A 16,032-nucleotide genomic window follows, 5' to 3' on the forward strand; every position below is an offset into this window, starting at 1 on the left:
CGGGGAGAAACGGCCGACGGGCCGGCTCACTGCGGCTCGTCGAGTCGATAGCGGTAGGGGTGGTCCCTGATGACCTCCACCTCGCCGGCCTCGGCCTGCCGGCCGAGCACCGTGGCGATGCGGTGGGCACTCTCGAACTCCTCGCCGTGCTCCTCCAGCAGGTCGAGAATCTCGCGCGCGGTCAGGGGCTGCTCCGCATCGGCGTCGGAGATGACCGACCGGATCCGCTCGAACTCACCCCGGCGTAAGCGCATGTGCATACATAACACCCCAACTATCATAGAACCCCGTCAGACAATCGTCAGACGCACGGCTGCCGAGAACCGCAGGAGGGCTCCGCGATAGCGTCCGTAGTGGACCGTCCGACGAATCGTCCGTCGGCCGCTCACCGCGTCGTTCGTGCTACCCACCGGTCCAGCAGGGGAGGTACTAATGGTTGCGGTCGGGAGCAATATATGGCGAGTACCGACCGAGCGGTCTCACGAGATACGGAGATGTCCGGAACGATACCGACCCCGACCAGGGACAACTCCGGAACATGGTCTGTCTCTTCATCAGTAACGTAGCCGGTTGTCGTCGACATCGCTCGGTTCCGACTCTATCGATACACCAACCGGGGAAAATTTTATTTAGATAATGAATACACAATGACATGCATGTCGGATACAGTCGAGATCACCGACCGCTCGGCGTTCAGCAGCCAGTCGCTCGGAATCCAGGTCGTATTCACCATCATAACGCTCGGGCTCTACCCGATATGGTGGTCGTACAAGACCGCGAAGATGCTCGACCGGGGGACGAATCAGGACCTCAGCCCGATCCTGGCGTTCATCCCCCTCGTGAACATCATCGTCTTCTGGCAGATATCGAAGGCCTCGGAACCACTCACCGACCAGGACGCGATGCCGGTGTTCCTGCTGTTCCTCTTCTTCGGCATCATCAGCTGGTACTGGGTCCAGAGCGGCATCAACTCCGCCGCGGCGTAGCTGCAGCCGCCTCGGAACCACCTTCTCCGCCCGGAAACATCGACGAGGGACCGGAGGACCGAACGCTCACGCCGGCTGATCGAACTCGTCCTCGAAGTCTCGCTCGGCCCGATACGCTTCGACGAACTCCGCGACATCGAACTGGAGCATCTCCTGTTCGAACTGCCTGGCCGCCGTCTCGTCCTCGGCGTGGCTCAGGGCGTGTTCCATCAGCTCCACGAGCAGTTCGACCACGACCTCGTGGAGCCGCCAGGCGTCGAAGTCCGCGAGCCACACCATCGCGTAGCCCACGGAGCCGTCGTCGCTGGTGTCCGCGCTCACGACGGCCTCGGGGAACTCCTCCAGCACCATCCCCATCACGTGGGGCGTGCCGAACTGGCCGAACTCGTCGGTCGTCTCGATAGCCGCCTCCAGGGTGCGGACCAGTTCCTCGGGCACCCATCGCGACAGCGGGTGGACGTCCATCACGACCGCGTGCGCCTCGCCGCAGTCGCAGGCGTACTCGCGCAGCCCCAGGTCCAGCTCGTGGGGAGTGACCGTCTCGCCACACGGGAGGTCCAGTTCCGTCCCGCGCCCGCCGGGTACGCGCGGCTCTGTCATCGGCCGCGCTTGGACGTGTGGCCGGGTAAAGGGGTCGGTCTGGGTTCGCACACACCGGAGTTTCGAGTGCAGGTCGGTTGATGACTCCCTCTGTTCGGGTTCCGGAGCGAGCGCTGTGCAGTCGAAACCACGGTGTGTGCGCGAAAACGGCGAACGCGCCTACTCAGTCATCCGCGATGACCGGGTCCTCGTCGTAGGCGAGCAGGCGGTCGAGCGCGTCGACCATCGCGCGCACCGAGGCGGTGGTGATATCGGAATCGCTGGCGGCGACGTTGACCGTGCGGTCACCCCGGGACATCGTCACCTCGACCGTGACGACGGCGTCGGTGCCGCCGGTGATGGCGTCGACGTGGTACTCGTCGAGCTGGGCGTCGGCGGCGGTGCCGAGCGCGTTGCGGACCGCGGAGAGCGCGGCGTCGACCGGGCCGGAGCCGGTGCCCGCGGCGGTGCGCTCCTCGCCCTGTACGCGGAGCCGGACGCTCGCGGTGGGCGTGCCGGAGCCGGAGGCGGCCGTGAGGTCGAGCAGTTCGACCCGGCGCTCGCGCTCCTGCCCGCTGACCTCCTCGGCGATGGCGAGCAGGTCGGCGTCCGTGACGCGCTTGCCGCGGTCGCCGAGCTGCTTGACACGGCTGACGACATCCGTGAGCTCCTCGTCGGTCATGTCGACGCCGTGTTCGTTGAGCGCGGCCTCGACGCCGGCACGGCCGGCGTGTTTGCCCAGCACGAGACGGCGCTCGCGGCCCACCTTCTCCGGCGGGTACGGCTCGTACATGGAGTCGTCCTTCAGCGTGCCGTCGGTGTGGATGCCGGACTCGTGGGTGAAGGCGTTCTCCCCGACGACGGCCTTGTTCGGCGCGATGGGGACGCCCATACTGTTGGCGACGAGTTCGGCGAGCCCGTACAGCTCGTCGGTCTTGAGCGTCTGGACGCCGTAGCCGTGGTCGAGTGCGATGGCGACCTCCTCGATGGCGACGTTGCCCGCACGCTCGCCGATACCGTTGATGGTGCCGTGGACGAGGTCCGCGCCGGCGGCGACGCCGACCAGAGCGTTCGTCACGGCGAGCCCGAGGTCGTCGTGCGTGTGGGTGCTGGTGGGGCCGATATCGTCGAGCGCGGCGTAGATCTCCAGCATCCGGTCGGGTGTGGCGTGACCGACGGTGTCGGGCACGCAGATACGGTCGGCGCCGGCGTCCATCGCCGCGGACATGAGTTCGACCAGGAACTCCAGGTCGGCCCGCGAGCCGTCCTCGCCGAGCACCTCGACCCACAGGCCGTGGTCGGCGGCGTACTCGACGAGTTCGACGGTGTTCTGGATGACCTGCTCGTGGGTCGTCCCCACCTTCGTCTCGACGTGGCGATCGCTGGCGGGGACGACGATGTCGACGCCGTCGACACCACAGTCGAGTGCGAGGTCGATGTCGTTCTTGACGCCCCGACAGAACGACGTGACCGTCGCGTCGAGGTCCAGCGACGTGACCTTCTGGATGGTCTCGCGCTCGCCCGGGCCCGTACACGCGGAGCCGGCCTCGATGACCGAGACATCCGCGGCGTCGAGTTTCTCGGCGATGCGGGCCTTCTCCTCGGGTGTCAGCGAGACGCCCGGCGCCTGCTCCCCATCACGAAGCGTCGTGTCGAGGAACTCCACACCGGTCGCCTCGGTCAGCGAGCGTGTCGCTGAGTGGTCGCCGAACAGGAACGAGTTCGATGCGTCGGTGTTGGGTGTGGGGTCAGAAGAGCCCACGAATTTCACACCCAGCCGCCTCGCGGCGACTTCCTCTATCCTCCGGGTTGTCGGAATCCGACATGGTTACGCGTGACATCTTGCAGCGGAAGGGTAAGAGGGTGCCGGTCCGGGCCAGATGTGACAGTTCGCAGCCACGGGGCACGCGGGACGGTTCGAGACGACCTGAGCCGACCGTCAGTCCAGCGCCCGCTCGTAGACGACCTCCCGTTCGCCCGCGTCGACCAGCCCGGATTCCCCGACCGGCTCGAAGCCGTGCGACTCGTAGAAGCCGACTCCGACCTCGTTGCCCGCCAGCAACACCACCTGCAGTCGGTCGGTCTCCTCGCGGGCCCGCGAGACGACGTGGTCGAGCAGTTCGGTCCCGATGCCCTCGCCCCAGCGCTCGGGATGGACGTACAGCCGCGGGACGACGTACGCGCCCGAGGGCGAGGGGCCGGCGTGGACCACGCCGACCGGGTCCGCGCCCGCGCCCGTCTCGGCCGTGCCATCGCCGGCCCCACCGTCGACGGCCCCGGCGTCGACGGCCACGAGGAAGACGTGGGCCGGGTTCGTGATGACATCGCGCAGTTCCTCGGCGCGCCACCAGTTGTCCAGCCGCTCGTCGACCTCGTCGGCCCCCATGATGTCGTCGTACGCCTCGTGCCACGCCGCCCGCGCGAGTTCGCGCACCGCCTCGGCCTCACCGGGCGTCGCCGCCCGGATAGCTACGCCGGTCATGAATCGGCGGTCCGCCGGACGACACTAAGCGGTTGCGTTCGTGCCCTGTCCGTTGTTCAAGAGGATATTATCTCGATAGGCCCGACACAAGTATACAAATCAGGATATAATACGCCAGATAGTGTCGCACAACAGAAATTCGACACGAGGCCGGCGAGCACAGGGTCGAACCTACCGCGAGTGCACGTCGTCCAGTTGCCCGGTGGTCGGCGCGTTCACGATGGTGACGGTCGCCCCCGACCGCTGGACGCGGAAGGCGTCGGCGTACGGGTCGGACTCCGGGACGACGAACACGCCGTCGCCGCGTGCCTCGGCGTCGTGCGAGCGGAGCAGGTCACGGTAGGCCGCCACGAACTCGCGGGCCTCGTCGGCCGAGTCCCACTCGCTCCGCCAGACGTAGCCGTACTGGCCGTCGTTCTCGTACGGCACGACACGGTCACCGTCCCAGCCCGTCGAGTACGGGTGGGTGTAGTCGTACTGCGGATGGTCGCCGAGCTGGTCGTTGGCCCAGAACATCGCGTAGATGGACGCTTCGCCGACCGTGTCGTACTCGGGGTCGACGTCGAAGCGCTCCCAGTCGGCCGAGGACCGGTCGTTCAGCGTGATGCGGACGGGCTTGTCGTCCGGATAGCGCCCGGGATGGATGACCTGCTCCGTCGAGGACGGGTACTGGTCGTAGGCGTCGTCGACGGCGTCCCAGCCACCACGCTGCTTCAGCTCCTCGACGAAGCCGGGGCCGGCCGCGTACGGCGCGAAGATGGTCGTGAACAGCCCCCGGTTGAACGGGCCGCTACCGCCACCGCCGCCACTCTCGGGGCGCGAGAGACAGGACCACTGGCCCCCACAGCGGCGTTCGTAGGTGTTCTCGACGACGTTGGCGTCACCCTCGACGAGACCGTCCTCGGCGAGCTGGGCGTCCTGGGTCTCGGGGTTCGTGCCGAGCCCGAAGTGCTGGTCCTGGAGCGCGTGGACGAGTTCGTGCGAGAGCGTCGTCCGGTCGACCGTCGGGGTCTCGCTGTTGCTCACGAGCACGATCTCGTCCTTCGAGGGGGAGTAGTAGCCCTGCACGGAGGAGCCGAACACCGAATCCAGCGTCTGTGCGACGCTTTCGTCCTCGTCGACGATGAAGATGGCCTCCCAGACCTGGTCGTTCCAGCGGTTGAACTCGCTGTCGGGGTCGCTCGCGCGCTCGCCGCGCTGCTGGCGGTACTCGTCCCGGCTGATGACCGCCACCGGCACCCGTGACTCGAACTCCAGTCCCCGTATCTTCTCGACGCGGGCCATCGTCCGGGCGACGACGCGCCGCCGCTCGGTCTCGTTGAGGCCGTCGTCGAACGTCACGTCCACGGGGTCGTCGTGCCAGTAGCCGTCCTCCCAGCCGAGCCGGTCGGTCGCGGGGTCATCCCGATCGCCGCCCTCCAGTGGCCCGCCGACGCTACAGCCCGCGAGGACGAGCATCGCGACCAGCCCGACCGCGAGGAGGCGGTGGTGCGCCGTCGTCACGCTCCCCCCATCGCCGCCGCGGTCTCGCCGGAGTCGGAACTGCCGCCCGAACCACTCCCCGAGTCGTCGACGCTCACGCCGCTCGTAACGAGGTCGGGCCGCACTTCCTCGAGGTCGTCGACCGTCGGCGCGTTCGTGATGACGACGGTGTCGCCGTCGACCCGCACCCGGAACGCGTCCTCGAAGGGGAGCCGGTCGACCTCGTAGACGTACTCCACGCGGTCACCGGAGACCCGCTCGCCCTTCCAGTGTTCGAGCAGGAGCCGGTAGCCCCGCGCGAACTGCCGGGCGTCCTCGGGAGAGTCCCAGACGGACTTCCAGACGTACGCCGTCGCGTTCGTGCTGCCGTTCGTCTCCGCGGCGGCCGTGGCGTTCCGGTAGATGTGCATCCGGTCGCCGTCCCAGCCGCTGGTCCAGCGGAGGTCGTAGTTGAACGGGTCCTGTCGGTCGACCTGCCCGCCGTCGCGGTTGATGAACTCGCGGGCGCCATCGACGGCCGAGCGGTTGTACGGGTCCGTGATGGTGTACGCGAACATCGCACTCATCGCGGACTGGCCCAGGCTCGCGTACGCCGGGCGGGTCTGTCCCTCGCGGGGCGGTGCCGGGCGGACCCGCTCCCAGACGCCCTCGTTGCGGTCGGTCAGCGAGACGTTCGTCGGCTGGTCCTCGCCGTACTTCTCGGGGGAGATGACCTGCTCGGAGGAGGCGGGCGGGTCCTCGTACATCGCGTCGACGCGGTCCCAGCCACCGGCGTCGCGGTGGTGTCGGACGAACGGCGGGCCGTCGCTGTACGGGAAGAAGTTGAGGAAGTAGACGCCGAAGTGGATGTCGCTCCCGCCACCGGACCCGCCTTCGCTGGGCAGCGACAGGCAGTTCCACCCGCTGTCACACTGCTGTCGGTAGAGCTGCTCGGTGTAGTGTGAATCCCCCTCGAACAGCCCGTTGTAGGCGTTGTACGTCTCGCGCGTGGGACGCGTGTAGTTCGAGAGGTTGTACACCTGGTCCTGCAGCGCGTGGGTGAGCTCGTGGCCCAGCGTCAGCTCGTCGCGCAGCGTCGGCGGCGTCGAGTCCGAGACGACCACGATGGAGTCGTTCTTCGGCGAGTAGAATCCCAGCACGTTCGACCCGCGGTTCTGGTTCTGGACGTTCAGCGAGTTCTGGCCCTCGCCGATGAGGAACAGCGACTCGAACTTCGCGTTGTCGAAGGTACGGAACTCGGCGGTGTGGTTGGCGTCCCCGCCCGCGTACTGGGACTGGTAGGTCGAGCGGTTGATGACCCGGATGGGGACGCGCTCGCGGAACTCCAGCTCGCGGAGGTGCTCGACGCGGGCCATCGAGCGCGCGACGAGCGCCCGGCGCTCGGTCTCGTTCAGTCCATCACTGGCGTTGTACGCGAGCGACTCGTTGTACCAGTAGCCGCCCTCCCAGCCGAGGCGGTCCTGGTCGGGGTCGGCGAAGTCGAAGCCGTCGGGGGTGGGTGTCGGAGTCGACTCGTCCGTCGGCTCCTCCCCGTCACCAGGTCCGGGGTCGGTCGCGGTCGGCGCGGGCGCGGTGTCGTCGCCGAACGGGTCGCCGCCGGTGAACCCGGTCGAACAGCCGGCGAGGACGACGAGTGCAACGACCAGCAGGGCGGGCAGCGTTCGCATCGGTCGCACGGACGGGCGGCGCACGCAAAAGCCCCGCGGGGTCGTCACGCACGGCCACGACCGACCGCGACCACCCGCGACTGACCGTGACGACCCGCAACCGACCGTGACCGCCGTTCGCTCGGGGACCGACCTGCACCCGAGCACCGCCAGTGGCTCGCGTCGACAGCCCCGACGACTTATATTTCAGGACCCGTAGGTCGTTGTATGGACCGACAGCAGATATTCGCGCTCCTCATGGTCATCGCCATGGTCGGGTCGTCCGTCGTGTACGGCCTGGCGTTCTTCCTCTAGCTCCCGGGCACTCCGACCGCCGCAGAATCACACGCCCCGAGCGCCGCCGGCGTGCAGTCCGCCTCGGGCGGCCAGGTCGTCGCCGCTACTCGCCCCACACGTCCGAGAGGGGGTGGTCGCTGGGGTCTTGCGACCCGGAGCCACCGGAGCGACCCGACCGCCCCCCGGAGCCACCGCTCCCGGTCCTGCGGCGCGACCCGCCGCGGGAGCCACCAGAACCGCCGGCGCCCCCGACAGCCGCCCCCGGGTCGAACGCGGGCAGGTCGGGCGTCGACATCAGGTCCACCTGCTCGGCGAACCAGCCGGGCATGTCGTGGCGGGCGCGCTCGAACAGGTCGAGCAGCGAGGTGTCGGCGAGGTAGGTCGCTCCGTAGTCGTCCGGTGCGCGCACGACGCGCCCGCACGCCTGGATGACGGTCCGGAGCGCGGTGCGGTAGTACCAGCCCCACTGGCCGTCCTCCAGGCGGCGGGCGACCCGGGAGTCCCGCGTGTTCGGGTACGGCGCCTTGCAGAGGACCTGCCAGCGGCAGAGGTCGCCGTTCAGGTCGAGCGCCTCCTCCATCTTCACCGAGACGAACACGTCCGCGCCCGAGGAACGGGTCCAGCCCGAGAGCGCAGCATCCCGGTTGTCGGAGTCGTGGCCGCGGACACGGGCGCCGACGCCGAAGTTCTCGAGGTGCTCGCGCAGGCGTTCGGCGATAGCGTACGAGTGCGCGTGGACGAGGCCTTTCTCCTCGGGGTGCTGTTGCATCAGTCGGACGACGAGTCGGGCGATCTTCGGGATTGTCTCGTCGCGGTGCTCGTAGGTCATCTTCCCCTGCGTGGTATCGTACAGCGACCGGTTCTCGACGGGGAAGGTGTGCGGTACGTCGACCAGCGCGACGTTCGCCGGGTCGAGCCCGGAACCACGGCAGAAGGCGTCCTTGTCGAGGATGGTCGCCGAGAGGAGCGCGAACTTCGTCCCACGGTCCCAGACGGTGTGGTGGAGGTAGCGCGCCGGGTCCATCGGCTTGATGGTGACGGCGGTCCCCGCGCCGTCGGGCTGGTCGACGACCCACGTCGTCGTCGACTCGGTGTCGCGGAGGTCCTCGACGAACCAGCCCAGTTCGCGGATGAGGTCGGTCAGCCGGTCGCGCTCGGCGACCTGCTCGCGGTCCAGTTCGGCCTTCGAGCGGAGCTCCGTGAGCCGCCGGTCACAGGCCGCTTCGAGGCGCTCGGCGTAGTCGGCCGCGTCGCGGAGGCCGTCGATCTTCGGCGGCGGCGTCCCCTCCCAGACGGCGGCGGGTACCCAGCCTGGTGACAGCTCGATGGTGGCGTACATCTCGGCCCACTCCGCGAGGCCGTGGGCCTCGTCGATCACCACCACGTCGCGCTGGCCGAACACGTCGCTCCCGGCAGTCTGCATGAAGTACGCCAGCGTCATCGCGGCGATAGAGCGGTTCGAGGCGATAGCCCGGTCGGAGAAGTAGGGACACCGGTGTTCGACGGGGCAGTTGTAGCCACGCTCGCGGGCACACGGCGCCTCGTCGACGGGGGTGTCCGATTCCCCGGGAAGGATGCACTTGTAGTTCGACTTCCCACGGATGATGCTCAGGTCCTCAAGCAGGGCGTCCCCGGCCACGTCGTCCAGTTGCGAGACCTGCGGCGTCGTGTAGTACGCGCCGACTGGCTGGTGAGGTTCGGCCTCCCCGGGCCGCCTGGCACACCCCGCGATGGCTCGCGCGAGGAGCGACTTGCCGCTCCCCGTCGGCGCGCGCACCAGAACCACGTCGTTCCCGTCCTCGAAGGCCGCTCGAATCCGCTGGAGGGCGGTCTCCTGTGCCCCTCGATACGAGGGAGCCGGGAACTCGGACTCGATACGGGCGGGGTCCACGTGCCCACGTCCGCGGCGGCGGCCATAACCGCACCGGACTCGGCGACCCCGTCCAGCCCGGCATCTCCGGCGCGCGCGAGCCGCGCCGACCGGCCTGAACGTCTGGTCAGTGTACTGATACCAGAGCGGCCACCCGTCTACTAACGGTTACCGAGCAGCACCCGAAATGCAACCGTTACCGCCGAGCGCACTTATTAGCGAAAAGTAACTTAATTTCCCATCTATGCACGGTTATTTACCATACTTTATATACTACTGCCAGGTGCCGGAACATATAACCCCCTGTATAACTTGCGTCCATTCATGGTGGGACAACACGCAGCCAGCCAGACAAACGAGGAGAGGTCATCGACGACCCAGCCGTTCACGAAGAAGGTACTCCCGTCGCTCGGACTGATAGCGTTCCTGACAGTTGGGATCATCTTCAACCCGTTCTTCGGCGTCGGGGCGGGGGCGGTGCCGGGCGTCGACGGAGGAGCAGATTCCGGAAGTAGTGCCGGTCCCGGAAGTGGCGCGAGCACACCCGCCGATAGCGCGGCGGCAGCCGATGCCGGCAACGGCGGCGACACCTCACAGGGCGCCCAGTCGAGCGTCGGGACGCCCGAGCCACAGGGCATCTTCGCATCGAACGACCGGTCGGACACCGATGCCGCTGACGTGACCGATGGACCAGCGACCACCGCCAGCGGGAGCACGGCGGCTGACGCCGGCGGCAGCACCGCGGCCGAGGACGGCGACTGGATGGACTTCCTGAACGACCAGACCAGCCCGCTCGTCCAGACGCTCCGTGGCCCGCTCGGACAGCTCCAGCCGGACAGCCAGCTGGCCGAGACGATGCGCGGTCCGATGTACGAACTGGACGACCCGGACAGCAACGTAGCCCGGACGCTCGCCCGCCCCGACAGCGAGGACGTGGTGGGTGGCCCGGTTGGCGACGTGACCGCCGACCTCGACGAGACCGCCGGCGCGGGCGCCCCGAGCGAGGGTGCGACCGACGCCGTCGACGATGCGACCGGCGGTGCGTCGGAGGGAGTCACCGACGCCGTCGAGGGGACGACCGACGACGCCACGGATACCGTCGACGAGGCCACCGAGGGCGCTGGTGACACCGTGGAGGAGGCTGCCAGCGGTGACGTCGACGGCACCAGCGACGCGGTCGGTGACACCGTGGACGAGACCACCGATAGCACCACCGATGCCGTCGATGACACCACGGACAGCACCACCGATGCCGTGGACAGCGCCACCGGCGGTACCACGGACGATGTGACCGACACCGTGGACGACACCACGGACAGCACCACCGATGCCGTCGATGACACCACCGATGCCGTCGACGACACGCTGAGCGGTAGCGACTCCGGCAGCGACGACAGCGACGACGACGACAGCAACGACGACGACAGCAACGATTCCAGCAGCGACGACGGCCTGCTGTAGAGCCGGTCCCTCACGGCAGTCTCGCCCGCCGTATCCTCCCGCGCCGACCCCGTCCGGTACCGCCCGGTCCGGGCTACGTTCCGTTTTCGCCGTCTTCGGACGATGCCCGGTCCTCGTGGGGCGAGAGCGCCGCCACGTCCTCGGTGGTGACGTCGTGGTCGTCGGGGAGCCGCTCGATGCAGTCGTAACAGAGCAGATACTCCGAGCCGTCGGCCAGTTCCAGCGTCAACCCCTCCGTCCGGTCGCCGCCGAACGACCAGAGGTTGGCGATACCGCCGGCGATCTGGACGGAGCGGCCACAGCCATCGCACGGCTCTCGTGTCATGCCCCGCCGTTCGGGCGGCGCCCGCAAACCGCTGTCGGGAGCTGGTATCCCGGTCACTCAAAGACGCCTTTGATATTACGTAACAATAGGTGTAGATGCCCCCGTAGGGGAGTCCATGATTCCACGAACCGTCGCGGTCGTGGTGCTGGTCCTCGCCGCGTCCGTGACTGGCGCCGTCGTGCTGGACGACGCCAGGGACCGGACCCCGGCGCCGGAGGAGCGACCGGACGACCAGCCTGCGACCGACAACCGGAGCACCGTCCGCGAGGCGATGCAGTTGACCACGGCCGACTCCGACGCGGCGTTCCGGTCGTACCTCGAACGGGCCCAGCGCGAGGCCGGCGGTGGGCATCGCGGCGTCGAGTTCGACCGCGGTCGCCCCGCCCGGGTGACATCGGCCCCGAGGGCAACAGCCGTCGCGGCCGACAGTTCCGTGTCGCTGACCGGACAGGCCGCCGCAGCCGGCGGTGACGGCGGCGGTGGCGACGCCGGTGGAGGTGCGCCCTCACGCCGCGTCGGTGGGACGAACGTGCAGGTCGTCGGCATCGACGAGCCGGACGTGGTGAAGACGGTCGGCGACCGGTTCTACGTCCAGCGGGCAGGTGCATCGTTCGACGCGGCCGGGACGAGCGTCGTGGCTGCGACACCGCCGGCCGAGGCGCGTGTGACCGCCGCACTGGACCGGAGCGGCCGGATGCTCGTCGGCGAGAACCGGGTCGTCGTACTGCCGGACCGACGGGCCGTCCGTCGCCCGGTCGAGCCGGAGCCGCGGCGAGGCGGTCCGGCCGGCGCGGTCACCGGCGCCGTCGACTCGATGGTCGCCGACGAGGACGACCGCGCGGCCCGCGAGCGGGTGCTGACGGGGTACGACGTGAGCGACTCCGACGCGCCGACGGAGGCGTGGGAACAGCGCGTTCGGGGTCGCGTGGCCTCGGCGCGGCTGGCCGACGGCCGCGTCCTGCTGGTCGTCGCGAACGACCTCCCTCGCCCCGGTGAGCCCTGCCGCGTGCTGCCGCTGGCCGACGAGACGGTGGCCTGTACCGACATCCGCCACCCGGACCGACCGGTCCCGGCGGACGTGACCTACTCCGTGCTGGCCGTGAACGCCGAGAACGGCGACATCGAGCAGCGGACGACGTTCGTCGGGAGCCGCGAGTCGACGGTCTACGTCTCGTCGGACGCCGTCTACGCCACCTACACGGCGAGCGAACGGCGCTCCGCGCTCCGGACGGAGTTCCTGCTGGAGAGCGACGTCGTCCCCGAGCGCGTGAAGGAGCGACTCCGGACCGTCCAGGGCTACGACCTCTCCCCCCGCGCCGGGGAGGAGGAGGTCGAGGCGACCGTACAGAGCTGGCTCGGCACGCTCGCACCCGCAGAGCGCGAGGACGCTCGGCGGGAGCTCCGCGAGGACTGGGAGGAGTATCTCCGTGAGCACCGCCGGAACGCCACGACGACACACGTCGCGCGCTTCCCCGTCGACGACCTGGAGGACGTGACGACCGGGAGCGTCCCGGGTATCGTCCTCAACCAGTTCTCCTTCGACGTCCACGACGGCCACCTCCGCGTGGCCACGACCGTCGGCGAGCGGCTGCCGGGCGTCGAGAGCGCCAACGACGTCTACACGCTCGACGCGACGACGCTGGAGCAGGTCGGGAGCGTCACCGGGATGAGCGAGGGCCAGCGCGTCTACGGCGTCCGGTTCGACGGCGACCGCGGTTACGTCGTCACCTTCCGGCAGGTGGACCCGCTGCACGTGCTCGACCTCTCTGACCCCGCGAACCCGACCGAGGAGGGCGAGGTGAAGCTCCCGGGCTACTCCTCGTACCTCCACCCGCTCGGTGACGGCCGCGTGATGGGCATCGGCGAGGAGGACGGCCGCGTCAAGGCCGTCATCTTCGACGTGAGCGACGCCAGCGACCCGCGGGTCGAGGAGTCGCGAATCCTCGACGCCTACTGGTCCGGCGTCTCGCAGACCCACCACGCGTTCACCTACGACCCGCGCCACGGCGTCGCCTTCCTCCCGACGCCCGAGGGTGGCTACATCCTCTCGACCGACGACCTCGCGACCGAGAAACGGGTCGAGATGCGGAACCCTCGCCGGGCGCGCTACGTCGGCGACCACCTGTTCGTCTTCGGCGCCGACGAGGCCGTGGTCCTCGACGAGACGGACTGGTCGCGCGTGGCGACGGTCGACCTGAACGCGGTCCCGGAGCCACCGCGGACGGAGACACCGACGCCGGACGAGACGCCGACCGCGACGCCGACCCCACCGCCGGAGACGACGCCGACACAGACGCCGACCGCCAGTCCGACGCCCGAGGCGTCGCCGACCCCGACACGGACCGCGAGCCCAACCCCAACACCGACCGCGACACCGACCGAGACCACCACCGAGACTGCAACCGCGACACGGTCACCGACGCCCACGCGGACCGCGACGCCGCAGCCGACTGGGACGGCGACAGCGCCGACCGCGTCCTGACGGCTGCGGCATCACGGCTTCGTGGCGACTGCCCGCTGGTGCCGATAGCGCCGGGCGCCGGCTCTGGGACGAGATATTCGAACTTCTATCGAGAATACTGCTCGAGAACCAGACATTTCCCGATTACAATGCCAGTTCAAAAGTTATTCGCAGATTTCCGAATAATCAGGTGCCGAGCGGCGGGTTCCGGAACAGCGCGTCCGCGAGCACGAACGCGCTGACCAGTCCGCCAGCCGCCGTCGTGGCGTGCGAGGGTACATCCAGAAGCACGCCGGCGAGGGCGGCCACGACGAACGCGACTGGGATACAGAGCAGGACGATATCGTAGCGGGTCAGCCCCGACCCGCGACCACTGTTGGCACTCACAGACATGACTGACTCTCACCTCCACCAGTAGTGTACTCGGGCGTCCATCAAAAATTTTGCTCCGAACCCATCCACCGAACCGCCAGGGAACCCTGAACGAACAATATCTGGAGTTATATCGAATATTTCGATAACTTATCGATATCTCGCCCGCCTCGAGTCACCGATTCGGGTTCGCAGCGTCGGAGACACGGCACGGAATCGGCACCGGCCACCCCGACAGCGGCCGACGCAGGGCGTCGGTGACCTCGGGACGCACACTTATCCGCCGTCCGCACCTCGTGTAGCCATATGCGCGTACTGGTCACGGGGGCAACCGGATTCGTCGGCGGGCGGCTGGTGCCGGCACTGCTCCGGGCCGGCCACGACGTGGTGGCGATGGTCCGGGACCCTGCAGGGTACGAGGGGCCGTCGGGCGTCGAGGTGGTGCAGGGCGACCTCCTCGAATCCGGCTGGGAGGACACCCTCGACGGCATCGACGCCGCGTACTACCTCGTCCACTCGATGGGCGCCGGCGAGGCGTTCGCCGAGCGCGACCGCCGGGCGGCACGGAACTTCGCCGACGCAGCGAGCGCGGCCGGCGTCGACCGTGTCGTCTACCTCGGCGGCCTCGGTGCCGAGGGCGACGACCTCTCGGAACACCTCGAATCGCGCCGCGAGGTCGAGCGCGTGCTCGGGGAGGGAGAGTACGACCTGACGGTCCTCCGGGCCGCCGTCATCATCGGCGACGGGTCGCTCTCGTTCGACCTCATCCGCCAGCTCGTCACCCGGCTCCCCGTGATGATAACGCCACGGTGGGTCCGGACGCCGTGCCAGCCCATCGCCATCGACGACGTGGTCGCGTACCTCGTCGGCGTCCTCGACGTCCCGGAGACCCGGGCGGACACCTTCGAGATCGGTGGCCCGGAGGTCATGACCTACGAGTCGATGCTCCAGGAGACCGCCCGCCTCTCCGGGCGGCGCGAGCCGGTCATCCTCCCCGCGCCCATCCTCTCGCCGGGGCTCTCCTCGCGGTGGCTCGGCCTCGTGACCGACGTCTCGACCGAGGTGGCCGTGCCGCTGGTGAAGGGCCTGCGGAACCCGGTCGTCGTCACTGACCGGCGCATCGAGTCGCTCGTCCCCATCGAGCGGACGACGTTCGAGACCGCCGTGTTGCGGGCGCTCTCACCGGTCGAGACGGCACCGCCGCCCGAGACGGCGACGGCCCGTGTCGAACCCGACGGAGGCCTGCCGGACGGCAGCGGACCCGGCGACCGGGACAGCGGAACCGGACCCGACGCCGGACCCGGGGGTGGCCCCTGATGGCCTCCTCGACCGGCACCCGGAAACCCGAGTTCGGGGAGACGTGGGTGTACGAGAGCATCATCTCGGCGCTGCCGGGTATCGAGCTCTCCCAGCCCGTCGCCATCGCCATCCAGCTCGCCATCTTCGAGGTCGGAGTGCTCGCGCTGGCGCTGTACTACGGGCTGTGGAACGCCGCCATCGCCGGGACCGCTGCGGTCTTCGTCGCTGCGGTGGGGAGCGCGGAGATGCTCCGCATCAGCACCCTCACCCGCGCGGTGCCGGTGCCCGAGTCCTACCGGCGGCTCCTGTTCGGCTCCAGTGTCGAGGTGGTGCTGGCGGTGCTCGCCTACATCGCGCTCATCACGCACCTGTTCGTGTTCGACCCGGCGTCGGGCGGGACGCCACTCGTCGAGCGGCTGTTCGGCCCGGACCCGCCCGTGCTGGTGGTCTACATGACGCTACTGGTGCTGTGGGACGTCTGCTACCGTATCGGAACGAACTGGTGGGCGTCGGTGACGGCGCTGTGGCGCTCGGCCCGGTTCCAGTTCGAACCCGAGACCGCGCGGGCGTTCCAGCGAGCCGACCTCGAGACGGTCGCGTTCGGACTCCTCCAGTTGCTCCTCGTGCCGTTCATCACGGACTTCCCGGTCCTGCTCGCGACCATCGTCGCCCACGTCGCCGCCGTCACGACAGTCTGTGGCCTCTCGGTGGTGCTGTTACAGGTCCGGACGGAGACGGCGTAGGCGGGCCGAGGCGCGTTCCGAGAGTGAAG

General features: G+C 68.9%; 14 protein-coding genes. 5 read left to right on the forward strand and 9 right to left on the reverse strand.

The features are described from left to right. Positions 1-26 precede the first annotated feature (26 nt). Positions 27-254 carry a hypothetical protein gene (locus tag NL115_RS04705; protein WP_254832049.1) on the reverse strand — a complete coding sequence of 76 codons (228 nt, stop codon included), beginning with the start codon at positions 252-254 and terminating at the stop codon, positions 27-29. 402 nt (positions 255-656) lie between these two features. On the opposite strand from NL115_RS04705, the gene NL115_RS04710 reads away from it, so the two are divergent. Continuing rightward, a complete protein-coding gene (locus tag NL115_RS04710; protein WP_254832050.1) occupies positions 657-986 on the forward strand; it encodes a DUF4234 domain-containing protein in 330 nt (109 codons plus the stop codon). Positions 987-1,052: 66 nt separating this feature from the next. Here NL115_RS04710 and NL115_RS04715 read toward each other — a convergent pair whose 3' ends face one another. The 6 genes from NL115_RS04715 to NL115_RS04740 form a co-directional block, all read right to left on the reverse strand. Continuing rightward, positions 1,053-1,586 carry a DUF5815 family protein gene (locus NL115_RS04715; protein ID WP_254832051.1) on the reverse strand — a complete coding sequence of 178 codons (534 nt, stop codon included), beginning with the start codon at positions 1,584-1,586 and terminating at the stop codon, positions 1,053-1,055. A 163-nt stretch (positions 1,587-1,749) separates the two neighbouring features. Beyond that, a complete protein-coding gene (locus tag NL115_RS04720; RefSeq protein ID WP_254833058.1) occupies positions 1,750-3,279 on the reverse strand; it encodes a (R)-citramalate synthase in 1,530 nt (509 codons plus the stop codon). 225 nt (positions 3,280-3,504) lie between these two features. Further along, complete coding sequence (locus NL115_RS04725; protein WP_254832052.1) at positions 3,505-4,047, reverse strand: GNAT family N-acetyltransferase; 543 nt, start codon at positions 4,045-4,047, stop codon at positions 3,505-3,507. Between the two features lie 171 nt (positions 4,048-4,218). Continuing rightward, positions 4,219-5,505 carry an Hvo_1808 family surface protein gene (locus NL115_RS04730; protein WP_254833059.1) on the reverse strand — a complete coding sequence of 429 codons (1,287 nt, stop codon included), beginning with the start codon at positions 5,503-5,505 and terminating at the stop codon, positions 4,219-4,221. Positions 5,506-5,546: 41 nt separating this feature from the next. Beyond that, on the reverse strand, positions 5,547-7,196 hold the full coding sequence (locus NL115_RS04735; protein ID WP_254832053.1) for an Hvo_1808 family surface protein: 1,650 nt from the start codon (positions 7,194-7,196) through the stop codon (positions 5,547-5,549). Positions 7,197-7,575: 379 nt separating this feature from the next. Further along, positions 7,576-9,363, reverse strand: a complete 1,788-nt coding sequence (locus tag NL115_RS04740; protein WP_254832054.1) for a helicase C-terminal domain-containing protein — start codon at positions 9,361-9,363, stop codon at positions 7,576-7,578. 303 nt (positions 9,364-9,666) lie between these two features. Here NL115_RS04740 and NL115_RS04745 point away from each other — a divergent pair, with 303 nt between their 5' ends. After that, entirely contained in the window at positions 9,667-10,803 is a 1,137-nt protein-coding gene (locus tag NL115_RS04745; protein ID WP_254832055.1) for a hypothetical protein, read from the forward strand. A gap of 73 nt (positions 10,804-10,876) precedes the next feature. Here the strand turns inward: NL115_RS04745 and NL115_RS04750 are convergent, their stop codons facing one another. Then, entirely contained in the window at positions 10,877-11,128 is a 252-nt protein-coding gene (locus NL115_RS04750) for a DUF7561 family protein (protein ID WP_254832056.1), read from the reverse strand. A gap of 115 nt (positions 11,129-11,243) precedes the next feature. On the opposite strand from NL115_RS04750, the gene NL115_RS04755 reads away from it, so the two are divergent. Then, positions 11,244-13,610 (forward strand): beta-propeller domain-containing protein, encoded by a 2,367-nt coding sequence (locus NL115_RS04755; protein ID WP_254832057.1) that lies wholly within the window; start codon positions 11,244-11,246, stop codon positions 13,608-13,610. Between the two features lie 165 nt (positions 13,611-13,775). Here the strand turns inward: NL115_RS04755 and NL115_RS04760 are convergent, their stop codons facing one another. Then, positions 13,776-13,982, reverse strand: coding sequence for a DUF8015 family protein (locus NL115_RS04760; RefSeq protein WP_254832058.1), 207 nt, complete (start codon positions 13,980-13,982; stop codon positions 13,776-13,778). Positions 13,983-14,267: 285 nt separating this feature from the next. Between NL115_RS04760 and NL115_RS04765 the strand changes: the two genes are divergently transcribed. Together NL115_RS04765 and NL115_RS04770 are read left to right on the forward strand one after the other, a co-directional pair. Next, complete coding sequence (locus NL115_RS04765) at positions 14,268-15,278, forward strand: NAD(P)H-binding protein (RefSeq protein WP_254832059.1); 1,011 nt, start codon at positions 14,268-14,270, stop codon at positions 15,276-15,278. Further along, complete coding sequence (locus tag NL115_RS04770; RefSeq protein ID WP_254832060.1) at positions 15,278-16,003, forward strand: DUF7530 family protein; 726 nt, start codon at positions 15,278-15,280, stop codon at positions 16,001-16,003. The genes NL115_RS04765 and NL115_RS04770 overlap by 1 nt, the downstream gene beginning before the upstream one ends. The last annotated feature ends 29 nt before the right edge of the window (positions 16,004-16,032 follow it).

Source organism: Haloglomus salinum (assembly GCF_024298825.1).
GTDB lineage: Archaea > Halobacteriota > Halobacteria > Halobacteriales > Haloarculaceae > Haloglomus > Haloglomus salinum.